The sequence below is a fragment of the Microbacterium sp. LMC-P-041 genome, assembly GCF_030209555.1.
In the GTDB taxonomy this organism is placed as follows: Bacteria; Actinomycetota; Actinomycetes; order Actinomycetales; family Microbacteriaceae; genus Microbacterium.
In genome coordinates, this window is sequence record NZ_JARVRV010000009.1 from 22,250 (window position 1) to 45,565 (window position 23,316).

The 23,316-nt window shown below is 69.3% G+C and carries 25 protein-coding genes; 15 read left to right on the forward strand and 10 right to left on the reverse strand.

Annotated elements, in window-relative coordinates; genetic code table 11:
- The first annotated feature begins 32 nt into the window (after window positions 1-32).
- The 5 genes from QRN21_RS16700 (at window position 33) to QRN21_RS16720 (ending at window position 4,792) form a co-directional block, all read left to right on the forward strand.
- Window positions 33-1,211 (forward strand): MFS transporter, encoded by a 1,179-nt coding sequence (locus tag QRN21_RS16700; protein ID WP_285365356.1) that lies wholly within the window; start codon window positions 33-35, stop codon window positions 1,209-1,211.
- Window positions 1,212-1,242: 31 nt separating this feature from the next.
- Window positions 1,243-1,647, forward strand: a complete 405-nt coding sequence (locus QRN21_RS16705; protein ID WP_053098028.1) for a VOC family protein — start codon at window positions 1,243-1,245, stop codon at window positions 1,645-1,647.
- Entirely contained in the window at window positions 1,644-1,955 is a 312-nt protein-coding gene (locus QRN21_RS16710; RefSeq protein WP_056280383.1) for a winged helix-turn-helix transcriptional regulator, read from the forward strand. The genes QRN21_RS16705 and QRN21_RS16710 overlap by 4 nt, the downstream gene beginning before the upstream one ends.
- A gap of 34 nt (window positions 1,956-1,989) precedes the next feature.
- Entirely contained in the window at window positions 1,990-2,616 is a 627-nt protein-coding gene (locus QRN21_RS16715) for a dihydrofolate reductase family protein (RefSeq protein ID WP_285365361.1), read from the forward strand.
- Between the two features lie 139 nt (window positions 2,617-2,755).
- On the forward strand, window positions 2,756-4,792 hold the full coding sequence (locus QRN21_RS16720; RefSeq protein WP_285365363.1) for a carboxypeptidase regulatory-like domain-containing protein: 2,037 nt from the start codon (window positions 2,756-2,758) through the stop codon (window positions 4,790-4,792).
- Between the two features lie 64 nt (window positions 4,793-4,856).
- On the opposite strand, the gene QRN21_RS16725 is transcribed toward QRN21_RS16720, so the two are convergent.
- Complete coding sequence (locus tag QRN21_RS16725) at window positions 4,857-5,672, reverse strand: Cof-type HAD-IIB family hydrolase (protein WP_285365365.1); 816 nt, start codon at window positions 5,670-5,672, stop codon at window positions 4,857-4,859.
- Between the two features lie 4 nt (window positions 5,673-5,676).
- Window positions 5,677-6,522 (reverse strand): exodeoxyribonuclease III, encoded by an 846-nt coding sequence (locus tag QRN21_RS16730; RefSeq protein ID WP_285365366.1) that lies wholly within the window; start codon window positions 6,520-6,522, stop codon window positions 5,677-5,679.
- Between the two features lie 37 nt (window positions 6,523-6,559).
- On the opposite strand from QRN21_RS16730, the gene pyrE reads away from it, so the two are divergent.
- The gene (pyrE, locus tag QRN21_RS16735; RefSeq protein WP_053098023.1) at window positions 6,560-7,120 is read left to right on the forward strand and encodes an orotate phosphoribosyltransferase; all 561 of its coding nucleotides are present in this window, start codon (window positions 6,560-6,562) and stop codon (window positions 7,118-7,120) included.
- Window positions 7,117-8,019 carry an ROK family protein gene (locus tag QRN21_RS16740; RefSeq protein WP_056280396.1) on the forward strand — a complete coding sequence of 301 codons (903 nt, stop codon included), beginning with the start codon at window positions 7,117-7,119 and terminating at the stop codon, window positions 8,017-8,019. Before pyrE ends, QRN21_RS16740 begins: the two co-directional genes overlap by 4 nt.
- A gap of 19 nt (window positions 8,020-8,038) precedes the next feature.
- Here QRN21_RS16740 and QRN21_RS16745 read toward each other — a convergent pair whose 3' ends face one another.
- The gene (locus tag QRN21_RS16745; RefSeq protein ID WP_285365367.1) at window positions 8,039-8,389 is read right to left on the reverse strand and encodes a hypothetical protein; all 351 of its coding nucleotides are present in this window, start codon (window positions 8,387-8,389) and stop codon (window positions 8,039-8,041) included.
- 201 nt (window positions 8,390-8,590) lie between these two features.
- Between QRN21_RS16745 and QRN21_RS16750 the strand changes: the two genes are divergently transcribed.
- A complete protein-coding gene (locus QRN21_RS16750; RefSeq protein ID WP_072592020.1) occupies window positions 8,591-9,748 on the forward strand; it encodes an anhydro-N-acetylmuramic acid kinase in 1,158 nt (385 codons plus the stop codon).
- Window positions 9,749-9,765: 17 nt separating this feature from the next.
- On the opposite strand, the gene QRN21_RS16755 is transcribed toward QRN21_RS16750, so the two are convergent.
- From QRN21_RS16755 to QRN21_RS16775, 5 genes are read right to left on the reverse strand one after another with little or no spacing between them, the layout of a single operon-like run.
- On the reverse strand, window positions 9,766-9,933 hold the full coding sequence (locus tag QRN21_RS16755; RefSeq protein WP_171821950.1) for a hypothetical protein: 168 nt from the start codon (window positions 9,931-9,933) through the stop codon (window positions 9,766-9,768).
- Window positions 9,930-10,499, reverse strand: a complete 570-nt coding sequence (locus QRN21_RS16760; protein WP_285365369.1) for a YdeI/OmpD-associated family protein — start codon at window positions 10,497-10,499, stop codon at window positions 9,930-9,932. The genes QRN21_RS16755 and QRN21_RS16760 overlap by 4 nt, the downstream gene beginning before the upstream one ends.
- A gap of 1 nt (window position 10,500) precedes the next feature.
- The gene (locus QRN21_RS16765) at window positions 10,501-11,310 is read right to left on the reverse strand and encodes an HAD-IIA family hydrolase (protein ID WP_053098019.1); all 810 of its coding nucleotides are present in this window, start codon (window positions 11,308-11,310) and stop codon (window positions 10,501-10,503) included.
- Between the two features lie 55 nt (window positions 11,311-11,365).
- Window positions 11,366-11,998 carry a metal-dependent transcriptional regulator gene (locus QRN21_RS16770; protein WP_230101043.1) on the reverse strand — a complete coding sequence of 211 codons (633 nt, stop codon included), beginning with the start codon at window positions 11,996-11,998 and terminating at the stop codon, window positions 11,366-11,368.
- A gap of 14 nt (window positions 11,999-12,012) precedes the next feature.
- The gene (locus QRN21_RS16775) at window positions 12,013-12,315 is read right to left on the reverse strand and encodes a hypothetical protein (RefSeq protein WP_053098017.1); all 303 of its coding nucleotides are present in this window, start codon (window positions 12,313-12,315) and stop codon (window positions 12,013-12,015) included.
- Window positions 12,316-12,473: 158 nt separating this feature from the next.
- Here QRN21_RS16775 and QRN21_RS16780 point away from each other — a divergent pair, with 158 nt between their 5' ends.
- Window positions 12,474-15,035: a rhamnogalacturonan lyase gene (locus tag QRN21_RS16780; RefSeq protein ID WP_285365372.1), complete on the forward strand. Its 2,562-nt coding sequence runs from the start codon at window positions 12,474-12,476 to the stop codon at window positions 15,033-15,035.
- A 99-nt stretch (window positions 15,036-15,134) separates the two neighbouring features.
- On the opposite strand, the gene QRN21_RS16785 is transcribed toward QRN21_RS16780, so the two are convergent.
- Entirely contained in the window at window positions 15,135-16,424 is a 1,290-nt protein-coding gene (locus QRN21_RS16785; protein ID WP_056280409.1) for an Nramp family divalent metal transporter, read from the reverse strand.
- 69 nt (window positions 16,425-16,493) lie between these two features.
- Between QRN21_RS16785 and QRN21_RS16790 the strand changes: the two genes are divergently transcribed.
- Complete coding sequence (locus QRN21_RS16790; protein WP_285365374.1) at window positions 16,494-17,153, forward strand: TrmH family RNA methyltransferase; 660 nt, start codon at window positions 16,494-16,496, stop codon at window positions 17,151-17,153.
- Window positions 17,154-17,224: 71 nt separating this feature from the next.
- On the forward strand, window positions 17,225-17,692 hold the full coding sequence (locus QRN21_RS16795) for a VOC family protein (protein ID WP_285365376.1): 468 nt from the start codon (window positions 17,225-17,227) through the stop codon (window positions 17,690-17,692).
- A 74-nt stretch (window positions 17,693-17,766) separates the two neighbouring features.
- Here QRN21_RS16795 and QRN21_RS16800 read toward each other — a convergent pair whose 3' ends face one another.
- Window positions 17,767-19,086 carry an MATE family efflux transporter gene (locus tag QRN21_RS16800; protein WP_285365378.1) on the reverse strand — a complete coding sequence of 440 codons (1,320 nt, stop codon included), beginning with the start codon at window positions 19,084-19,086 and terminating at the stop codon, window positions 17,767-17,769.
- A gap of 112 nt (window positions 19,087-19,198) precedes the next feature.
- Between QRN21_RS16800 and QRN21_RS16805 the strand changes: the two genes are divergently transcribed.
- The 4 genes from QRN21_RS16805 to QRN21_RS16820 all read left to right on the forward strand — a co-directional run bounded on the left by QRN21_RS16805 (window position 19,199) and on the right by QRN21_RS16820 (window position 23,313).
- Window positions 19,199-19,759: a DnaJ family domain-containing protein gene (locus QRN21_RS16805; protein ID WP_072592016.1), complete on the forward strand. Its 561-nt coding sequence runs from the start codon at window positions 19,199-19,201 to the stop codon at window positions 19,757-19,759.
- Between the two features lie 42 nt (window positions 19,760-19,801).
- Window positions 19,802-21,766, forward strand: a complete 1,965-nt coding sequence (locus QRN21_RS16810; protein WP_056280422.1) for a M13 family metallopeptidase — start codon at window positions 19,802-19,804, stop codon at window positions 21,764-21,766.
- A 180-nt stretch (window positions 21,767-21,946) separates the two neighbouring features.
- The gene (locus QRN21_RS16815) at window positions 21,947-22,870 is read left to right on the forward strand and encodes a serine hydrolase (RefSeq protein WP_285365380.1); all 924 of its coding nucleotides are present in this window, start codon (window positions 21,947-21,949) and stop codon (window positions 22,868-22,870) included.
- A gap of 47 nt (window positions 22,871-22,917) precedes the next feature.
- Window positions 22,918-23,313, forward strand: a complete 396-nt coding sequence (locus QRN21_RS16820) for a hypothetical protein (protein WP_285365381.1) — start codon at window positions 22,918-22,920, stop codon at window positions 23,311-23,313.
- The last annotated feature ends 3 nt before the right edge of the window (window positions 23,314-23,316 follow it).

Here is a 23,316-nt window from a genome sequence, read left to right on the forward strand (position 1 = left end):
CGTGCAGACACGCGATCCTGCGAGAATCGAGGGTGACCTCGACTCCGCACACCGCGAAGCCCCGCCTCGCCCCGCTGTACCTCGCCGGATTCACCACCGCTTTCGGGGCCCACGGCATCGCGGCGGCACTGGGCGCGGAGACCGAGGACATCGGGTGGACGCTGCTCGCGTTCGGGCTCACCCTCGCGCTCTACGACCTCGCCGAGGTGCTGCTCAAGCCGCTGTTCGGCGCGCTGAGCGACCGGGTGGGCGTGCGCCCTGTCATCATCGGCGGCCTCCTCGCGTTCTCGGCGTTCTCGGTCGTCGGCGCCGTGGTTCCCGGCATGCTCGGACTCGTCATCGGTCGATTCGGGCAGGGGGCGGCGGCATCAGCCTTCTCGCCGTCGTCGTCGGCTGCCGTCGCCCGGCTCACCGACGATGCCACCCGCGGGAAGTACTTCGGTCGCTACGGCTCGTGGAAGAGTCTCGGCTACGCGCTCGGTCCGCTGATCGGCGCCGTGCTCGTGGTCTGGGGCGGCCTGCCCGCGCTGTTCTGGGCGCTCGCCGTGCTCGGTCTCGGCGCTGCACTGTGGGTCGCTGCAGCGGTGCCACGGGTCGCCGTGCTGCCCCGCAAGCGAGTCACGCTCGTCGATCTCGGTCGAGAGCTGATCGCGCCCGGATTCCTCGTCCCGACCCTGGTGCTGGCGGCGACGACCGGCGCCCTGGCGGTCGCCGTCGGATTCCTCCCGCTGCTCGGGCGGCAGGCCGGGCTCGACATCGTCTGGAGCATGGCCATCGTGACCGTGCTCGCGATCGCGTCGAGCGTGGCTCAGCCGTTCGTGGGCGCCGCGCATGACCGCGGGCGCATCTCGGTGCGCACAGGCGCCGTCGGCGGCCTGGCGCTGATCGCGGCCGGCATCGCGCTCGCCGCGGTCACGCAGACTCCGGCCGCGCTCGTCGTCACCGCGCTGCTGGTCGGCATCGGCGTCGGGGTCGCGACGCCGATCGCGTTCTCGCACCTGGCCGCATCGACCCCGCCGGAGCGGATGGGCCGCACGATGGGCAGCGCCGAACTCGGACGCGAGCTGGGAGATGCGGGTGGTCCTCTCGTGGCGGGCGCCGTGGCGACGGCATCCGTCCCCGGCGTCGGTCTCGCGGCGGTGGCCGCGCTCACGGCCGGAGCCGGAGTGCTCGCGCTGGTGGGATTGCGGCGGGACCGCAGAAGCCCTTGACGCGTCACTTGTATTTTGCAAGTGTTGGCGCATGAGCCTCTTCATCACCTGCCCCGTCGAGAGCGTCGACCGGGCCACCGCGTTCTACACCGCTCTCGGCTGGACCCTCAATGCCGAGATGTCCGATCACAATGTGTCGTGCTTCATGATCGCGCCCGAGCAGTACGTGATGCTCGGCAGCCGCGAGATGTATGCGAGCGTCGGCGGCACGGAAGACGTGATCGGCGGCCCTGACACCCCCTCGAAGGTCACTGTCTCGTTCGACCTCGACAGTCGTGAGGCGGTCGACGAGCTCGTCGACCGCGCGGCTGCCGCCGGCGGTCGGATCGGCGACACCGACGACTACCCCTTCATGTATCAGCGCCAGTTCGACGATCCGGACGGCTATCACTACTCGCCGTTCTGGATGAAGCCGGACGCCGATCCGGGCGCGTGAGCGACCTCGCCGCAGCCCTCGACGTCGTCGGTGCCCGCTGGGCCCTGCTCATCGTCGAGAAGCTGCTCGACGGGCCGCAGAGATACGGCGATCTCCAGCGTGAGCTCGGAGCTCCGACGAACATCCTCGCGACACGTCTGCGCGAGCTCGAAGCGGCCGGAGTGTTGCGGCGACTGCCCCTGCGGCACAACACGCGCGCCTATGCCCTCACCGAGCGAGGCGTCGCATTGCGGGAGGCGATCGAGGCTCTCGGCCGCTGGGGCGCGGAGGTGCCGGCACCCGCCGAGCAGAACGAGCGCATACTGTGAACATCGCCGCCCTCTCGTGCGAAGGAGCACTCTGATGACCGGACGCATTCTGATCGACCTCTTCATGACGCTCGACGGCGTCGCACAGGGGCCGGGCGGCATCGACGAGGATCCGTCCGGAGGCTTCGAGTTCAGCGGTTGGCAGGCGGGGTATCCGTCGTCGGGGATGGGGCCCCAGGTGCAGCGGGGGATGCAGGGGCTCGATGCGCTGCTGCTCGGGCGCCGCACATACGGCATCTTCGCCGCGTATTGGCCGCATCACACCGACGGTCCGTCGGGGGAGATCGGCAGGCTCTTCGATCGGGTCCCGAAGTATGTGGCGACACGGGATGCCGACCTCGATCTGTCATGGAAGGGCAGCGAGCGCGTCGGTGACGATCTCGCCGCGGAGATCGCCGCGATGCGCGAGCGGCACGACGAGGTGCACGTGATCGGTAGCATCGACCTCGCGCACTCGCTGCTGGCCGAGGGTCTGTTCGACGAGCTCAACCTATGGGTGTATCCGATCCTCCTCGGCACGGGCAAGAAGGTCTTCGACGACGGCGCTGAGCCGGCGGTGCTGCGGCTGCTCGAGGCGCCGGTCGCCGACGACAGCGGAGTGCTGCTGCTGCGCTACGGGCGGACGGATCGGGTGCCCGAGGTCGGCACCTTCGAGGACTGAAACGGTATATCGCCCGCTTCTTTCCTCCTGCGTGGCGATCCGATAGCTTCAACTCAACGTGGCCGGAACGGCCGCGGTTCCGAGGTCCAGCGCAGGGTCCCGTTCACGGCGTGCTCGACTTCCGTCGGAGGGTGGAGCTATGGCGCAACGACGCGCTCTGATTCATGCAGTTCTGGGTGGGGTGGCGGCGATCGCACTCGCACTCGGGGGAGCGACCGCAGCGGGAGCTGTGGAGGACGATCCGACGATCGATCCCGGGGCGACCACAGGCGAGGTGATCGCGACGACCGACGACATCGCAGCCGACCCGCTCGAGGTCGTCGCCGACCCGCTCGAGGGCGACGCCGCCCCGCTCGAGAGTGCCGCCGCCGATGCAACACTCAGTGACGCCGCACCCGCGCCGGCGGTCGTCGAGGACGCGCCTGCACTCGCACCTGCGCCAGCACTCGCCCCTGCACTGATGCCGCCTCCGGCACTGTTCCCGCCACCGCCGCCGGCGCCTCAGGGAACCGGAACGATCAGCGGCACCGTGACACGCGAAGACAACGGGGCTCCGATCTCCGGCGTGAGCGTGTCGGTGAGCGGGCACGCGTGGGTGACACCGACGGCCCTCACGGACGAGAACGGCGACTACACCCTTCGTGGACTCGCGGACGACTCCTACGTCGTGTCGTTCTGGGCCGGAGGCGGGACGGACCTCATGCGCGAGCACTGGGATGGAGTCACAGATTCCTCGGCCGCCACTCCTGTCGTCATTGCCGGCGGTGCGTCGGTCGCCGACATCGACGCGTCGCTGAGCACCGGCGGCGCCATCGAGGGCATCGTCACCCGGGCGCAGGACGGCTCAGCGGTCGCGGGCGCCACTGTCTCGGCACTCTCGGACAACAACGAGATCGTCGCATCGACCCAGGCCGACGCGTCCGGCGAGTACCACCTCGGCGGTCTTCCTGGCGGCTCCTACCGCCTGTATTTCGGGTCGCCTGACCCCGACCTGGCGTGGGAGTTCTGGGACGACGCGTACGGCTGGGACGCCGCGACGCTCATCACGATCGTCGAGAAGCAGACGGTGACGAATGTGGATGCCGCACTCGAACGCGTCGGTTACATCAGCGGCACCGTGACGAAGACCGCCGACGGTTCTCCCGTCAACGCTTCTGTCACGGTCAGCGGCATCGACCGAGACATGCGGTTCGCATTCGTCGGCAGTGACGGCAGTTTTCGCGTCGCCGTCGCGCCGGGGACCTACCTGGTGAGTTTCGACGCCTTCGATTCCGGCCTGCTCGACGAGTATTGGGACGACGCCGCCGTCCCCGAGGACGCCACCTCTGTGGTGGTCGCGGCCGGCGACGACGTCACGGGTGTCGACGCACAGCTCGATGCAGCGGCGACCATCGCCGGCACGGTCACGATGGCGAGCTCGGAAGACCGGGAGATGCTCGTCGAAGCGTGGGACGGCAGCGAACGTGTCGGGTATGTGATCGCCGATCGGCAGACCGGGGCGTACACACTCAACATCCCTGCCGGGACGTACATCCTCAAGGCATCTGCGATCTTCTACAACGACAGCCCGACGACGGCGAGGCCCCAGTTCTACGACGGCGTCGAGACGGCGGAGCTCGCGACCCCCGTCACGGCAGTCGCCTCCACGACAGTGGACGGCATCGACTTCACTCTCGTGCCGATCACTGAACCGGAACCCGAGCCCGAGCCCGAACCGGAGCCCGAGCTGACTGTCTCGATCGCGTCCACCCGCGCCGGCGGTGACATCGACGTCTCGGGTACCGGGTTCACCCCTGGCGCGACGATCGCGTTCGAGTTGCGCTCGACTCCGGTGGCTCTGGGAACCCTGACCGCCGACGCGAACGGCGCGCTCACCGGTACTTTCCGTATTCCCGCGAACACGCCTCCGGGAGCGCACACGCTCGTGGCGCTGAACGCGCAGTCGGAGGTGGTGGCGAGCGTCGCTCTGCAGGTGACCCAGGCACCGGCCCCCGAAGCACCGATCGCGGCGGTTCCGACCACGACGGCAGCGGGTGCGGGTGCGGGCGCGGTCGCGGCTCGTGGCGACACGCTGGCGAACACCGGTGCCGATGTGCCCGCGTTCGCGTCGATGATGGCGGCCGGCCTGCTGTTCGCCGGCCTGTTGCTCGTGCGTCGTCGGCGCGTGCGCAGCTGACGGCGTTGGCGACGAGGACCCGGTGACTCCTGCGGAAGGGGCCGGGTTCTCACTGTCCGCTGGCTCAGCGGGCGCAGAGCACCCGCTCGATCACCCTCGCCACCCCGTCGTCGTCGTTCGAGGTGGTCGTCTCATCCGCGGCGTCCTGCACGACGTCCGTCGCGCCGGCCATCGCCACACCGTGGCCGGCCCAGCGCAGCATCTCGACGTCGTTGAGGGCGTCGCCGAAAGCGATCACATCGCGGCGGTCGATCTCGAGGTGCTCGCAGAGGCGCGCGAGCCCGGTGGCTTTGGTCACGCCCTCGGCCATGACCTCGACGAACGGGGCGCCTGAGAGCGTCGCCTCGAAACCGGTCAGCCCGAGGTCGCGCAGCGCGTCGAACAACGCCGTCGGGGTGAGTTCTGGGTGCCGGATCACGAGCTTGAGGCTGGGTGCGGCCAGCACATGATCGAGCTCGACGCCGCCCATCGTGCGTGGATCGCGCTTGTGGTCGGCGAGATCGGCGATCTCGGCATAGCCGTGCTGCGCGACGAACGTCTCGCCGCCCTCACGCACGCTCGCGAACAGCAGTCCGGGGATGCTGGCGCGCAGCGCCTCGGCCAGGGTGCGGATCGTCTCTGCCGGAAGCTCTTCCGCGAACAGCATCCGTCCATCGACGAGATGCGTCGCGTAGGCGCCGTTGCTGCACAGCGCCCAGCCGTCGAAGCCCGCGCCGTCCGCGAGCGCGCGTAGACCTATCGGCTGGCGAGCGGTCACCGGGACGACGTGGATGCCACGGGCGCGCGCCGCGTCGAGGGCCGCGCGGGTGCGCCGCGTGACCGATGCCGAGGAGTCGAGCAGTGTCCCGTCGAGATCGGTCGCGATCAGGCGGACGGTCACAGTCTCAGGAGAAGATCATCGGCAGGTCGTCGTCTTCCTCGGCCCCGCCGAGGTCGACCTCGACGACCACGGGGACGTGGTCACTGGGCTGCTCGCCCTTGCGCTCTTCGCGGTGGATCGACGCTCCGGTGACCGCCTCGGCGAGTGTCTTCGAGCCGAGGATGAAGTCGATGCGGATGCCCTCGTTGCGAGGGAACTTCAGACGCTGGTAGTCCCAGTAGGTATAGCCCTCGGGAAGCAGTGGGCGGACGACATCGGTCAGGCCCGCGTCGGCGAGAGCGAAGAAGGCCTGACGCTCCTGCGGCGAGACGTGCGTCGAGACGCCCTCGACGATGTCGGGGTCGCCGTTGTCGGCGTCGAACGGGATGATGTTGAAGTCGCCCACCAGAGCGAGCGGCAGTTCGGGGTTCGCCGAGAGCTCTGCCGCCGTGGACTTCTTCAGCTCCTCGAGCCAGTGCAGCTTGTAGGCGTAGTGCGGGTCGTCGAGCGAGCGGCCGTTCGGCACGTACAGGCTCCACACGCGCACACCGTCGACGAGCACGCCGAGCGCACGTGCTTCGAGCGGTGCATCCGGTCCCTCGTGTCCCTTGGCGAAGCCCGGCATGCCGTCGAAAGACGTGCGGACGTCGGTGATCGGCAGGCGGCTGGCGATCGCGACGCCGTTCCATTGATTCAGGCCGTGGACCTCGACGTGGTAGCCGGCCTCTTCGAACGGCCCGTAGGGGAACTGCTCGGGTTTGCACTTGATCTCCTGCATCGCCAGCACGTCGATGTCCTCTCGGACGGCGAACTCGACGGTGCGGGTGACACGGGTGCGGATGGAGTTGACGTTCCAGGTGGCCAAGCGCATGCGTCAAGCCTAGGCCTTGCCTCCTACACTGGATGCCGTGACCGCACTCGACGCAGACCGCCAGACCCTTCTCGACCTGATCAAGGACGAGGCGGTGTTCCACGGAGACTTCACGCTCTCGAGCGGCAAGAAGGCGACGTACTACGTCGACATGCGCAAGCTCACGCTCGACCACCGCGCGGCACCGGCGATCGGTCGCATCATGCTCGACCTCATCGGCGACCTCGACGTCGTGGCAGTCGGCGGCCTGACCCTCGGCGCCGACCCCATCGCGAACTCGGTGCTGCACGCCTCGGTCGCCGCCGACAAGCCGCTCGACGCGTTCGTCGTGCGCAAGGAGCCGAAGGACCACGGTCGCGGTCGCCAGATCGAGGGTGCAGACGTCGCCGGCAAGCGCGTCGTCGTGCTCGAAGACACCTCGACCACCGGGCAGTCCGCGCTCAAGGCCGTCGAGGCGCTGCGCAAGGAAGGGGCCGAGATCGTCGCCGTCGCCGTGATCGTCGACCGCAAGACGGGCGCCCAGGCCGCGATCGAAGCCGAGGGCCTCGAATGGCGTGCCGCCTTCGACCTCGACGACCTCGGACTCGACCCCCAGTGACCCGCTATGCGCTGGCCGTCGACGTCGGCGGCACCAAGATGGAGGCCGCGCTCGTGGACGAGCACGGTGTGCTCGTCGGCGGCAGCCGCTCGCGACAGGCGACCGGGCGCCAGGCGACGCTCGAGTCGCTGAACGACGCGGTGATCTCGATCGTGACCCACGCTCTGGCCGCTGTGCCGGCGGATGCCGACCTCGTGGGCGCCGGTGCCGGAAGCGCCGGACCCATCGACCGTGCCGCCGGAGCGATCATGCCGGTGAACATGCCGCTCGCGCGGGGCTTCGGTCTTGCGGAGTCGGTGCGCTCGGCGGCATCCGCTGCGCTCGGCCGCGAGGTTCCGACCGTCCTCGGCCATGACGGTGGCGCGCTCGCCCTGGCGGAATCCTGGCTCGGCGCCACGCAGGATGCCGGCGCCTCGCTGTCGATCGTCGTCTCGACCGGCGTCGGCGGAGGGTTCGTCGTCAACGGCGCGTACATTCCCGGAGCCACCGGCAATGCCGGGCATCTCGGACAGGTGCGTCGCGAAGGCGGGCTCACCCTCGAGGAGATCGCCTCGGGGCCCGCGAGCGCCGCCTGGGCTCAGCAACAGGGCTGGACCGGAGCCACCGGCGAGGACCTGGCTCGGGATGCCGCCGCGGGCGACGCCGTCGCCCGCGCGGCCATCGAGCGGTCGGCGAAGGCGGTCGGAGAAGCGCTCGCGGATGCCGCGACCCTCGTCGACCTCGACATGGTCGCGATCGGCGGCGGGTTCTCTCGCGTGTCCGCCGACTACATCGACCTCGTGCAGCAGGCGCTCACGGCCAGTGCCGCGCACGAGTACTCGCGGCGTACCCGGGTCGTGCGCTCGGGACTCGGCGACGAGGGGCCGCTCATCGGCGCCGCGGCGCTCGTCCTACGCTGACCTGCCGGTCACCGGGGAATCAGCGCCCCGCGACGATCAGGTGACGCTGCGGCCCTTCGAGTCGGGCCACCGCGACCTTGAGTTCGGTGACGTCGGCGGCGACTCCGTCGATGCGTGCGGTGAGCCTCTGTTCGACCCCGTCGATGCGTGCGGTGAGTTTCTCTTCGACTCCGTCGATGCGTGCCGTGAGCCTCTGTTCCACTCCGTCGATACGCGCACCGAGCGACGTCTCGACGCCGACGAGATCGGTGCGGAGGGAGTCGGATCGGCGGATGCACCAGGCGAAGCCCGCGAACATGGTGCCGCCCAGAGTCAGCAGGAGGCCGACGGCGCTGATGACGATCGTGATGATCTCGACGGACACGAACATGCTCCCATTCTGGGGGTGGAGGGTGGGGTCTCGCAGAATGCTACGCGGGCGACGACCGGGGCCGTCGGCGGTGCGGGTCATCCTTCGGGCACGGGGGAGAACGCGGTCCAGAAGATGATCGTGCAGAAAAGATCGATGCTTTCCGTTCGCCCCCCTAACAAAACCGGCCTACGCTCGTAGCAGGCGACGGAAGGAACACGCATGCGCGTACTCGGACTGCTCTCGGGCACCTCACACGACGGCATCGACGTCACGGTCGTGGACTTCGCAGAGAGCGACGGAGCGCTGCGCGGCACGGTGCTGCACGAAGACAGCGTGCCGTACGCCCCCGACCTGCGGGCCCGACTCGTCGCGGCGCTGCCTCCGGCGCCCACGACGTTCGCCGAGGTCTGCGAGCTCGACACCCTGATCGGCCAGGCCTTCGCCGAGGTCGCCGCCACGGCATCCGACGTCGTCGGGGGAGTGGATGCCGTGTGCACGCACGGCCAGACCGTCTTCCACTGGGTCGCCGACGGCCACGCGCTCGGCACCCTGCAGATCGGGCAGCCGGCGTGGATCGCCGAGCGGGTCGGCGCACCCGTGGTGTCGGACGTGCGCATCCGTGACATCACTGCGGGCGGCCACGGTGCACCGCTCGTGTCGTTCCTCGATGAGCTGCTGCTGCGCGGTCGGGCGGGAGTCTCGGCGGCGGTGAACCTCGGCGGCATCGCGAACGTGACCGTGGTCGGTCCCGACGGTCTGTCGGCCTACGACATCGGCCCGGCGAATGCACTGGTCGACGCGGTGGTCGTCGCCGAGGGGCTGAACGACCGAGGCTACGACGCGGATGCCGCGATCGCTCGCACCGGCACCGTCGACGACGTGCTGCTCGCCGAGCTGCTCGCCGACCCGTACTACGCCCTGCCCGCGCCCAAGAGCACGGGCAAGGAGCATTTTCACCTCGACTATGTGCGTGCGCACGTCGACCGCATGCGACCCGGCATCGCGCCGGCCGACCTGATCCGCACGCTCACCGAGCTCACGGTCCGCACCGTCGCACACGACATCCGCACCGCCGGCATCCGCTTCCTGGCTGTCTCGGGTGGCGGGTGCCACAACCCGCTCATCATGCAGGGGCTGCGTGAGGCGCTCCCCGACATCGAGGTGGTGCTCGCCGACGAGCTCGGTGCCCCGGTCGACAGCAAGGAGGCGATCCTGTTCGCGCTGATCGGATGGTGCACGTTGCATGGCGTCGCGGCCGTGACGCCCGGCGGCACCGGAGCGCGGGAAGCCCGAATCCTCGGCACCATCACACCCGGTGCGGGTCCGCTGCGGATGCCGGAGCCGGTGGATAGAGTGCGCAGCCTGACGCTGCGCTGACCGAGGGATCGGGGCGCTCAGCGCTTGCGGTCGTCGTCGTCCCAGGGGCCTTCCCACCAGCCGGCGCGCCCATCGCCCCCGCCGCCTCCACGACGTCGTGAGCGGAAGAACTGCACCACCCACACGGTCAGCGTGCTGAGGAGGATCAGGAAGATCACCAGGAACAGCAGGTCGGACTGGTTCATGGGCGTTTCCCCTCCGCGGCATCCGCCACGATCTTGGCGATCCGAGCGGACCGCGTCTCGGCACGCTTCGCCATCGCGATGTGCGTCAGGCCGAACTTCTTGACCGACTTCGGAAAGGCGTCCCAGTGGGCCCGCGCGGCGGGCACGGCATCCAGCGCCTCCGTCAGTTCGGGCGGCTCGATCCCGGCTTCCGGGCCGTCGAGCAAGGTCCACGACCCGTCTGCCTTCGCGGACTCGAGCACCCGGATGCCGGCCGGTGCGAGCTGTCCGGCGGCCTCGAGGTCGATCAGTCTCGCCTTGTTCGTCGCTGCCCATCCGCTGCCACGTCGTCGGGGTGAGAACCACTGGCCCACCGTCTGGTCGTCGAAGGTGCGCACCGGACCGTCGATCCATCCGAAGCACAGAGCCTGACGCACGGCATCGTCGTATCCGACACCTCCGCCCCGGTTGCCGCGAACGCTCAGCAGCCAGACTCCCGCGATGCGCTCATGATGCTCCTCGAGCCAGGCGCGCCACGCGGACGCATCCGCTGCGACGACCCGCTCTCCTTCGTCGAGCGCGCCCACGTCAGTCCTCGTCGAGCGTCGGAATCGACTCGGTGACGGTGGGCAGCAGGTCGGCGACCGAGTCGACGATCTCGTCGGGCCGGAACGGATACTTCTCGACCTCGGCCTCGTCGCTGATGCCGGTCATCACGAGCACGGTGTGCAGCCCCGCCTCGATGCCGGCGATGATGTCGGTGTCCATCCGGTCGCCGATCATGCCGGTCTTCTTCGAGTGCGCGCCGATCTTGTTGAGCGCCGAGCGGAACATCATCGGATTCGGCTTGCCGACGACATACGGCTCCTTGCCCGTCGCCTTGGTGATGAGCGCCGCGATCGCGCCGGTCGCCGGCATGACTCCGTCGGCCGAGGGGCCCGTCGCATCGGGGTTCGTCACGATGAAGCGCGCGCCCTTGATGATGAGTCGGATCGCCTTGGTGATCGCCTCGAACGAGTAGTTGCGAGTCTCGCCGACGACCACGAAGTCGGGATTCGTCTCGGTCATGATGAACCCGGCCTCGTGCAGGGCCGTGAGGATGCCCGCCTCGCCGATCACGAAAGCTGAACCGCCCGGCAGCTGCTGCGCGAGGAAGTCCGCGGTGGCCAGCGCCGAGGTCCAGATCCGTTCCTCGGGCACGACGAGTCCGCTGGCGCGGAGGCGGGCCGACAGGTCTCGTGCCGTGAAGATCGAGTTGTTCGTCAGCACGAGGTACGGGATGTCGTTCTGCTCCCACCCGGCGAGCAGCTCGGACGCGCCGGGAATGGCGTCGTTCTCATGCACGAGCACGCCGTCCATGTCGGTCAGCCAGCATTCGATGTTGTCGCGGTGTGCCATGTGCACAGCTTATGGGGCGGCGATTACGGGCAGGTGTCAGGTTGTGGCGAGGCTGTCAGGCGCTGAGCCAGACCACCTCTGCGGCGCCGTCAGGAAGCGTGGTCTCGACGCCGTCTAGCTCGATGCCCCGGTCCGTGGTCGTGATGCTCGCCGCGACGGCGACGCCAGCCGCCTCGAGGGCGCGCAGCAGCTCGGGGTCGCGGTCGTCGACGCGCAGCACGCGGCCGACGTGACCCACCGGCGCGTCGGCGAGAAGGATGAAGGGCTCGCGTTCGACGACGCCCGCGGCATCCGGGATCGCGTCGCCGTGCGGGTCGAATCGTGGCCGGCCGAGGCGTGCGTCGATGCCCTCGAGAAGGCGGTCGCTGATCGTGTGCTCGAGCACTTCGGCCTCGTCGTGCACCTCGTCCCAGCCGTAGCCGAACTCCTGCACCAGCCAGGTCTCGATCAGGCGGTGGCGTCGCACCATGGCCAGGGCGCGCTGCGTGCCGGCATCGGTCAGCCGAACCGCACCGTAGGGCACGTGCGAGACGAGGCCCGCGGCGGCGAGCTTCTTGACCATCTCGGTCACCGAAGACGGAGCGATGCCGAGCTTCGCCGCGAGCACCGACGGGGTGATCGGCGCGTCCTGCCACTCGGTGTGCGCGTAGACGGTCTTCAGGTAGTCGTCTGCTGCGGGGGATGCCACTCGTCCAGCCTAGATCAGGGGTTCGCGACGTCGACGAGGATGCCGAAGGCGACCTGGCCGGCGAAGAACACGATGAGGAAGCCGAGCAGAGCGGCGAAGAGCGAGAGGCGGCCGTCGAACCCCTCGATCTCGGCGATGCCGATCTTGCGGGCGCGGAAGGCCAGCACCAGCGTCGCGATGCCCAGCGCCAGCTGCACCCACGGGCCGCCGAACGGAAGCACGGTCGGGAAGGCGACGAGGAGGCCTCCGATCACGCCGGTCGCGATGCCGGTCCACGTGAGGATGCGGACGGTGCGGCGCGCGGGTTCGGCAGACATCCTTCGAGCCTAATCGCCTGGCGAGGGCGCCGTGGACGCTGTGAATCGTGTCAATCGGGCCCGATTCCTTGACGCGAGAGGAGCGCGGCGGGTAGCTTCGACCGGGCACGGGAAAACGCTATCCGAGCGGGCTGCAGGCCCAGAGATGGATTTCGATGATGAACATCCGACACCGATCATTCCGCGCCGTCGTGGCGGTGGCCGCCGCCGGCTGCCTCGTCGCGGGTGGTGCGCAGAGCGCGGCAGCGGCGTCACCCGCAGCCCCGGCCGCGGGTCGCCACGATCACGGCACCCCGGCACCGCAACTCGAGTCGCTCGACCGCGGACTCGTCGCCGTCTCGACCGCCGAGGGCGTCTTCCTCAGTTGGCGACTCCTTGCGACCGAGACGACGGGCGCGACCGAGACCGGCCTCGCCGGCCCCGACTTCGCCGTCTATCGCGACGGGGCGAAGGTCGCCACGGTCACCGACAGCACGAACTACGCGGATGCCGGCGGCTCCGCCACCTCGGAGTACTCCGTCGTCCCGATCGTGAGCGGCATCGAGCTGACGGCATCCGCGTCGGCATCCGTCACCGCCTGGGCCGACGGTCACCACGACCTGTCCCTGCAGAAGCCGGCCGACGGGGTGACGCCGAAGGGCGAGGCCTACACCTACTCGGCGAACGATGTCTCCGTCGGCGACGTCGACGGCGACGGGCAGTACGAGTACGTCGTGAAGTGGGACCCCTCGAACTCGAAGGACGTCTCGCAGCGCGGCTACACCGGGCCGGTTTATCTCGACACCTACGAGCTCGACGGAACGCTGCTGAATCGCCTGGACCTCGGCGTGAACATCCGCGCCGGAGCGCACTACACGCAGTTCCTCGTCTACGACTTCGACGGCGACGGCCGGTCCGAGACCATGCTGAAGACGGCGCCCGGCACGAAGTCGGTGCAGTATGCCGACGACGGCTCGGTCGCGAGCGAGTCGTACATCACTCTCCCCAAGGACGACCGCAAGGCCGGGTACTCGAACGACGACGACTACCGCGTGAGTGCCGCGGACTACGAGCAGCGTCTGGTCGAGATGTTCCTCGGTTGGAGTGACCGCGAGGAGGTCGTGTCGGGCCAGTGGCCGGCCACTCTCGAAGAGGCGTGGGGCATGCCCGTGACGCACGACTACCCGCTCTCGCCGGAGGCCGCGCAGGAACTGGCGACCACCTTCATCGACGTGTACGCGCCGAGCCGCAGCGCGCGCAACCTGCTGCGGGAGTTCGAGGGCTTCATCGTCGACGGACCCGAGTACCTCACGGTCTTCGACAGCGCGACCGGCAAGGAGCTGCAGACCATCCCGTATCCGACCGAGCGAGGAGACGACGGACTGCTGTGGGGTGACTACGCGATGTCGCGCATCGAGCCGGCGAACCGCGTCGACCGCTTCCTCGCCGGCGTCGGATACCTCGACGGGCAGCATCCGTCGGCCGTCTTCGCTCGCGGGTACTACACGCGCACGACCGTCACGGCCTTCGACTGGGACGGCAAGCGCCTCACGGAGCGGTGGGACGTCGACAGCGGCCACGTGCCGATGACGAACCCGTTCAACGACTCCCCGCACGGCCGGGACGGCACCGACCCCGAGTTCGGCACGATCACGACGCAGGGCGATCACTCGCTGAGCTTCGCCGACGTGGATGCCGACGGTAAGCAGGAGCTCGTCTACGGATCGGCGACGATCGACGACGACGGCAGCCTGCTGTACAGCTCGTTCGACGTGCTCCCCGAGGGCAGCGCCGATCCCGGGGCGACCGTGCGCCTGGGCCATGGCGACGCCATGCACGTGACCGATATCGACCCCAGCCGCCCCGGCCTCGAGATCTGGACGGCCCACGAGGGTGCGACGAGCGCACCGTACGGGTCGGTGATGCGTGATGCCGCGACGGGAGAGTCCCTGTTCGGGGCGTACTCGGGTCGCGACACCGGTCGCGCCATGATCGGCGACGTGCGTCCCGACGTGCCGGGTATCGAGGTGTGGTCGAGCATGCCAGGCGGCACCGAGGGCAGCGGACTCCTGAGCGCGACCGGCGAGGTGCTGCAGCCGGAGACGCCAGGCACCAACATGTCGATCCGCTGGGCGGGCGACCTGACGACGCAGCTCGTGAACGGCAGCGGCGCCCAGACGCCGACCATCGACGACTGGACCCGCGGGACGCTCGTCACCGCGACCGGAACGCTCACGAACAACGGCACGAAAGGCAACCCGTCGCTCGTCGCCGATGTGCTGGGGGACTGGCGTGAGGAGCTGCTCGTGCGCACCGTGGACTCGAGCGCGCTGCGGTTCTTCACGACGACCGAGCCGACGGCGCACAAGCTCACGACCCTGATGCACGACGTGCAGTACCGGGCCGAGACCGCGCGTCAGCAGACCACCTACAACCAGCCCGCGTACACCTCGTACTACCTGGCGAGCGACATCGACTGGTCGCAGGTGCCGGTGGTGACCGCGCCGACGACTCCGAAGGCTCCGACCTTCACCGACAAGCCGGGCACCTCCCGCGACGAGGTGAAGGTGCCGAAGAACGTGACAGGCATCAGCTACTACGTGAACGGCGAGAGGGTCGAGGCGCGGGGCGGCAAGGTGAAGGTGACGGGAGAAGTGACCGTCGTCGCCGTCCCCGAGCCCGGATGGCGCATCGCCGACGGCGCGACCTCGCAGTGGACCGAGACTCTCCGCTCTCGCTGACGGCGCGGTGACAGGACGCCGCCCCGAGTCGACTCTTCCCGTGCCGGCTCGGGGCGGTTCTGCGCGCAAGGGTCGTGCTGCGCGCGCGAGGCCGGTCGCTCAGGCGCCCGTCAGCACCAACCAGAGCAGGGCGCCATTGAGCGCGATGAGCAGAACGGATGCCACGATGCCCGCCGCCGTCGTCCAGGTGCGATTCGCCCAGACGCCGAGCGTGCGACGCTGCGCGGTGAGCGCGACGAGGGGGATCAGCGCGAACGGGATGCCGAATGAGAGGACGACCTGGCTGAGCACCAGCGCCAGCGTGGGATCGAAGCCGATGCCGAGGATCACCAGCGCGGGGATCAGGGTCACGAGTCGACGCGCGAGAAGCGGGATGCGCACGTGCAACAGGCCGTGCATGATCTCCGCTCCCGCGTATGCACCGACGGATGTCGAGGCGAGACCGGAGGCCAGCAGCCCGACCGCGAAGAAGGTCGCGACGACAGGCCCGAGTCCCGCCGCGAGCGCGGCATGGGCGCCTTCGAGCGAATCCGTCCCCTCGACACCGGCCAGGTTGGCGGCCGCGAGCAGCAGGATGCCGAGGTTGACGGTGCCCGCGATCACCATCGCGATCGAGACGTCCCAGCGGGTCGCCGTGAGCAGGCGACGGATGCGCGAGGTCTCGGTTCGCGCAGTCTCCGTCGGCCCGTGCGCCGCGGCGGCACCGAACCGATCGCGAGTGAGCGAGGAGTGCGCGTAGATCGCGTGCGGCATGATCGTCGCGCCGAGGATGGAGGCGGCGAGGAGCACCGATCCGGTGCCCTCGAAACGGGGCACCAGGCCACCGACGATGCTCGCGGCATCCGGCGGTGCGATGAAGAGCCCGGCGACGAAGCCGACCGCGATGATCACCATGAGCCCGATGATCACGAACTCGAAGGGCCGAGCGCCGCGGCGGCTCTGCACCGTCAGCAGGACCATCGACACGGCGCCGGTGATGATCCCTCCGAGCAGCAGCGGGATGTCGAACAGCAGGTAGAGGGCGACCGCGCCGCCGATGACCTCGGCCAGATCTGTCGCCATCGCGACGAGCTCGGCCTGCAGCCAGTAGGCCCTACGGGCCCACGGCTTCGTGAGGCGCGCACCCAGCACCTCGGGGAGGCTCTGCCCCGTGACGACGCCGAGCTTCGCCGACAGGTACTGGATCAGCCAGGCCATCACGTTGCCCGCCACCACGACCCAGACCAGCAGGTACCCGTACTGCGCGCCGGCGGTCATGTTGCTCGCGACGTTGCCCGGATCGAGATACGCGACACCGGCGACCAGCGCGGGTCCGAGGAGCCAGAGGCTGCGGGGCGCGGTGGCGCGGGTGGGCGTCGGCCCCTTCTCGACGACAGCATTTTTCGGCATGCCGAAATCTTAGCGGATATTTCGGTGTACCTAAATCGCTGTTGCGGATGCGCCGGATAGCCTGGCTGGATGGATGAGCAGGCGCCCGCGGATGCAGCGGAGACAGGCGGATCGTCGGCCCAGCCCGGATACGGGGTCGGACCCTGGCCCGGCGGCGAGGTCGAGTGGCCTGCGGGGGAGCAGTACGACCCCGAGCTGCTGGCCGTCGGAGACACGCGCAACGTGATCGATCGCTACCGCTACTGGCGGATGGACGCGATCGTCGCCGACCTCGACACCAAGCGGCATCCGTTCCACGTGGCCATCGAGAACTGGCAGCACGACATGAACATCGGCTCGATCGTGCGCAGCGCCAACGCGTTCCTCGCCGACACCGTGCACATCATCGGCCGGCGCCGGTGGAACAAGCGGGGCGCCATGGTCACCGACCGCTATCAGCACGTCGTGCACCATGAGGACGTCGAGGCCTTCACCGCCTGGGCGACCGCCGAAGGCCTGCCGATCGTCGCCGTCGACAACGTCGAGGGCGCAGTGCCCGTCGACCGCGCGGATCTGCCGCAGAGCTGCGTGCTGCTGTTCGGTCAGGAGGGACCGGGTCTCTCGGATGCCGCGCTCGCCGCGGCATCCACCCACATCGAGATCACGCAGTACGGCTCGACCCGGTCGATCAACGCGAGCGCGGCCGCCGCGGTGATCATGTACGAGTGGTGCCGGAGGCATGCGGGCTGACGGCGGCGTCGGACCCTCTCGACACGATGCCTGCTCGGGCGTAGCGTGAGTGCCGATCTGAGGAGGTCGACATGGCAGCGATCAGTTCCCTCCGCCCGTTTCTCTGGTTCGACGGGCGGGCGCAGGAGGCGATGGAGTACTACGTCTCGGTGTTCCCGAACTCGTCGATCGACCAGGTGGTCCTGTACCCCGACGAATCGCTCGATCGACATTTCGAGGGCATGAGCGGCAAGGTCCTCAACGGCGACTTCACCCTGAACGGCTCGCCGTTCGGCTGCCTCGACGGAGGCCCCGAGTTCGCGTTCAACGAGTCGATCTCCTTCGTGATCGGGTGCGAGGATCAGGCCGAGATCGACCACTACTGGCAAGCCCTCTCGGCCGTGCCGGAGTCGGAGGCCTGCGGCTGGTGCAAGGACAGGTTCGGAGTGAGCTGGCAGGTCGTGCCGGCCGGTCTGGATCTGCTCCAGCAGAGGCCAGAGCAGATTCAGGCGCTCATGCACATGAAGAAGATCGTGATCGCCGAGCTCGAGAACGCCTGATCCCTCGCGGCATCCTCAGTTCCCGAGATTCCGGGATACGTGTAGACGTCCGGAGTCGCGGCGATCGTGCAGTGCTAGACGCCGGCGGTGACCCAGCGACCCGAGCGCACGCGCCAGCCGAGAGTGCCCAGCCGAGCGAGCAGGTAGATGCCGAAGAAGGCGATGGCGAGCCAGATGAGGCACGCTGACGCATCGACTCCGCTCGCGGCGATGATCCAGAGTGCCGGCAGGAACGGCACGAGATTGATCCCGCCGGCGATCGCGAGGTAGCGCGCGTCGTTCGCCCCCATCAGCACTCCGTCGAGCACGAACACCACCCCGGCGATCGGCTGCGCGAGCGCGAGGATCAGCAGCGCCGGCTGCACGAGCGCCGCGATCTCGGCGTCGCCGGTGAACACGACCCCGAGGACTCCGGAGAGTGCAGCGATGACAGCCCCGACCACGACGCCGAACCACGCGCCCCAGGCCACGGTGCGTTTCAGCACCCGATGCACCTGTCGCTCGTCGCCGGCACCGAGCTCTTTGCCGATCAGCGCCTGTGCGGCGATCGCCAGCGCGTCGAGCGCGAATGCCGCCGCCGAGAAGATCGTGAAGACGATCTGCCATCCGGCGAGCTCCTCGGTGCCGATGCCGGTGGCGACGGCGACCGTCGCGAGCAGAGCGACGCGCAGGCTCACGGTGCGCAAGAACAGCCAGCCGCCCGAGCGCGCTGTGCTGCCCATGCCGTCTCGTCGGGCTTTCAACGATGCGTCATGCCTCGCCGCGAGCCGCCGGATCACGAGGACGTATGCGCCGACCATGCCCCACTGGGCGACGACCGTGCCGGCCGCCGAGCCGGCGATGCCCCAGCCCAGCCCGTAGATGAACACCACGTTGAGCAGCGCGTTGGCCCCGAACCCGAGGCCGGCGATCCACAGGGGAGTCATGGTGTCCTGCATCCCGCGCAGCAGCCCGGTCGCGGCGAACACGATGAGCATGGCCGGGAGCCCCCACATCGAGACGACGAGATAGGCGTTGGCATCGGCGGCCACGGCGTCGCTCGCGCCGAACAGCGAGACCAGCCAGGGGGAGGATGCCGCGCCTGCGGCGGCGAGCACGGCCCCGATCGCGAGGGCGAGCCACATGCCGTTGATCCCGACCGAGACGGCCTCGCCCGGTCTGCCGGCGCCGAACAGTCGGGCCACCGCCGGGGTCGTCGAGTAGGCGAGGAAGACCATGAGTCCGACGATCGTCTGCAGCACCGCACCCGCGATGCCCAGGCCCGCGAGCGGCGTCGTGCCGAGATGTCCGACCAGCGCCGCGTCGACGATGAGGAACGCCGGTTCTGCGATCAGGGCGCCGAGCGCGGGGACGGCGAGGCGCAGGATCTCGCGGTTGAGAGTGCGCTCGGTCATCCTCCGAGCCTATGGGCTGGCGCGGACAGCAGGCGGTGCAGCACGCCCGCTCCGCCCTCCGGATCCGGTGCGGTCGTACCCTGGAAGGACCAGGATGCGACGGAGGTGCATCATGACGGATCCACGGGAGGCCGCGGCGCGGTACCGTGCGCGGCAGCGAAGCCGGGGGGACGGCGAGGACGACAGCGAGTCCGGTGCAGAGCCGGGCATCGCCGCAGCGACGGATCGAGCCGCCTTCATCGAGACGGCGATCCAGGTCGCGATCCGCCGGGGCGATTTCGACGATCTCCCCGGTGCGGGCAAGCCCCTCGAGGGACTCGGAACGCACCACGACCCCGACTGGTGGATCCGACGCAAGATCGAGCAGGAGAACCTGACGGGTCTCGGTCCGCCGGCGATCCTGTTGCGCACCGAGGATCGCGAGCTCGACGACCAGCTCGACCTGCTCGGTCGCGAGGCCGACGTGCGGTCGGTGCTCGAGGACTTCAACGGTCGGGTGCTCGAGGCCCGACGCCAGCTGCAGGGCGGTCCGCCTGTCGTGACGAGTCCACGCGACATCGACGCCGAGGTGGCGGCGTGGGCCGAGCGACGCGCGGCGCGCTTCGCGGCGCGTGCTGCGGAGACGCCGGAGCGGCCCCGGCGACGACGGTTCGGCCTCCGGCGCAGGGCGTGACCCATCCCCCCGAATGTCGGAGCGACGCATAGGCTGGTCGGCATGACCGACGTGCTCCCCTCTGGCCTTGAGACCTCCGAGTTCAGCTCCGACATCCGCCCGCAGGACGACCTCTACCGCCATGTCAACGGCGCCTGGCTCTCCCGCACCGAGATCCCCGGCGACAAGGCGCGGTGGGGGTCCTTCCATCTGCTGGCCGAGCAGGCGGAGAAGGACGTCAGGGCGATCATCGAGGAGTCGCAGGATGCCGAGCCCGGCACTCTCGCCCGCAAGATCGGCGACCTGTTCGCCAGCTTCATGGACACCGAGCGCATCGCCGCGGCCGGGGCGACGCCCCTCGCCGAGACGCTCGCCGAGATCGACGCGATCGACGGCATCCCCGCGTTCCTGCGCACGGTCGGCGCCTACGATCGCGACGGCCGGGCGCACCTGATCGGGTTCTACGTCGACGGCGACCCGGGCAACCCGGAGCGCTACCTCCCGGTGGTCGTGCAGTCGGGCCTGTCGCTGCCGGACGAGAGCTACTTCCGGCTCGACACCTTCGCCGAGACCCGGGCGGCGTACCGCGCGCACCTCGAGCGACTGCTCGCGCTCGCCGGAGTCGCGGATGCCGCGGGCACCGCCGACCGCTCGATCGCCCTCGAGACCGAGCTCGCCGGGCACCACTGGGACAACGTGCGCAGCCGCGATGCCGTCGCCACGTACAACCTGAAGACCTGGGCCGAGATCCAGGAGCTCGCCGGTGTCGACCTCGAGCCGTGGCGCGATGCCGTCGCTCCCGGCCACCCCGAGGCGTTCGCCGAGGTCGTGGTCTCGCAGCCGAGCTTCCTCGAAGGCCTCGGGTCGCTGCTGACCGCCGAGCGTCTCGACGAGTGGAAGGCCTGGCTGCGCGCCCAGGTCGTGCATGCCGCGGCTCCGTATCTGACCGACGACTTCGTGCAGGAGAACTTCTCGTTCTACGGCACCGAGCTCACCGGCGTCCCCTCGATCCGCGAGCGCTGGAAGCGCGGTGTCTCGGTGACCGAGAGCGCGCTGAGCGAGGCGATCGGCAAGGTCTACGTCGAGCGGCACTACCCGCCGACGGCGAAGGCCGCGATGGATGAGCTCGTCGGCAACCTCATCGAGGCCTACCGGCAGAGCATCACCGACCTCGAATGGATGACGGCCGAGACCCGCGAACGCGCACTCGCCAAGCTCGACTCCTTCACGCCGAAGATCGGGCACCCTGCCGTGTGGCGCGACTACTCGAGCCTCGAGATCGACCGCGCCGACCTGTTCGGCAACGTGCGCCGTGCGGCGATCTTCGAGCACGACCGCAACGTCGCGAAGGTCGGCAAGCCGATCGACCGTGACGAATGGCACATGCCGCCGCAGATGGTCAACGCCTACTACAACCCCTCGATGAACGAGATCGTGTTCCCGGCGGCGATCCTGCAGTACCCGTTCTTCGACGCGTCGCGCGACGCGGCCGCCAACTACGGCGGCATCGGCGCGGTCATCGGTCACGAGATCGGTCACGGATTCGACGACCAGGGCAGCCGTTACGACGGTGACGGCAAGCTCGAGGACTGGTGGACGGATGCCGATCGCTCCGCGTTCGAGCAGCGCACCAAGGCCCTCATCGCGCAGTACGACGAACTCGTGCCTGAGGGACTCGCCGCCGAGCACCACGTCAACGGCGCGCTGACGATCGGTGAGAACATCGGCGACCTGGGCGGTCTCGGCATCGCGCTCAAGGCGTATGAGATCGCACTCGACGGCGCCGAGGCGCCGGTCATCGACGGCTACACCGGCGTGCAGCGCCTCCTGCTGTCGTGGGCGCAGGTCTGGCAGCAGAAGAGCCGCGACGCCGAGACGCTGCGCCTGCTCACGATCGATCCGCACTCTCCGAACGAGTTCCGGTGCAACCAGATCGTCCGCAACATCGATGCGTTCTACGAGGCGTTCGACGTGACCGAGACCGATGCGCTGTGGCTGCCGCAGGACTCGCGCGTGACCATCTGGTGAGCGCTCCGGCCTCGGCGATCGCGCCGGGTCGGGGTGCCCTGCTGTCTGCCGGATGACGTTCTGATGACCGTATACCGGAGTATGTAGGGCATCCTCACCTGGCGGGGTTACGATATCCGTGCTGCGGCGGATGGACACCGCAGCATCCCGCCAATCCAACCCCCCTGTTAAGGATCACGCGTGGGTGCTTCCGAGCCTGCCGACGGCCCGCCACTGGCCTCGCTGCGCCGCTCTCAGCGGACCAGCCGACGCTTGCCGCGCCGTGCTGCCGCAGGGCGCAGGTCGTTCACCTCGACCTTGCGGGCGCTCGAACAGCTGGCGGATGCCGGGGCCCAGGTATCGGTGCATGTCGTCGATCTCGACAACCACACGCACGTCCTCGCGGGCGACGACCATGTGACCATGCCGGTCGCCGGACTCGGTGTCGTGCCCCTGCTGATCGAGGTGGCGGCCGCGTTCGAGGCGGGCACACTCGATCCGCTCGAGATCGTCGAGCGCACCGCCGTCGATCCGGTGTCGACGCCGGGGCTCTGGCGCCACCTGCACGCGCCCGCCCTCCCACTCGAAGACCTCGCCGTGCTCGCGGCCACGGCCGGCGACCCCATCGCGGTCAACGCTCTGCTGCAGCGGGTCGGCCACGACCGGGTGCGCGAGCGCATCGAGGCTCTCGGACTGCGCCGCACCGCCGTTCTCGACCGATTCCGTGACGAGCGAGGCCCCGATGATGCTCCGCACGTCGCCGTGGGCTCTGCACGCGAGTTCGCGGGTCTCTTCTCGGCGCTCGTGAATTCCCAGGTGGTGGGGGCGTCGGTGAGCGCTCAGGTGTCCGAGTGGCTGAGCCTCAATCAGGATCTGAGCCTGGTGGCATCCGCGACCGGCCTCGACCCGTTCGCACACGACCACGACGCGCACGGCCTGCTGTTCATCAACAAGACCGGCCGCGACCGCGGCGTGCGTGCCGAAGCGGGAGTGCTCGCCGGGCCGCGCGCGGGTGTGGCCTACTCCCTGATCGTCTGCTTCGACGATCTGTCGATCGCGCACCGACTCCGCGCGCACGACGCCTTCCGCGTCCTCGGGGTCGAGCTCATGGAGTACACCCACTGATCGCATTCCACGCCCGACGCGACGTCGGCCGCGGTTAGCATCGAGCAATGCCCCGTACAGACTGGACCCCGCATCGTCGTGATGACGGAGAACTGCTCGGTTGGATCCATCCGGAAGTCGAGGCCTGGGTCGCGATCGATGTGCTCGGGCGCGCGGTGTCCGGGCCGACGGAGTGGCTCGACGCCGAGGCGGCCCTGGAGGACCACGGGATCGCGTGGCTCGCCGACCCGTGGATGCTCGAGGGCGAGGCCGAGCGCCCCCTGCGCGTGCGCATCGTCGAGGTCACGCCCGATGGCGAGGGGAGATCGGGGCGCATCGTGGTGAAGGTCGACGACTTCGGCGACATCACTCGTCCCGCCACGCAGCAGTACGTGCTCTCCTGGCCCGCCCCTGATCGGCTGCGGACGCCATCGCCGACGGATCCCGATCCGCGGGCGTTCTGACCC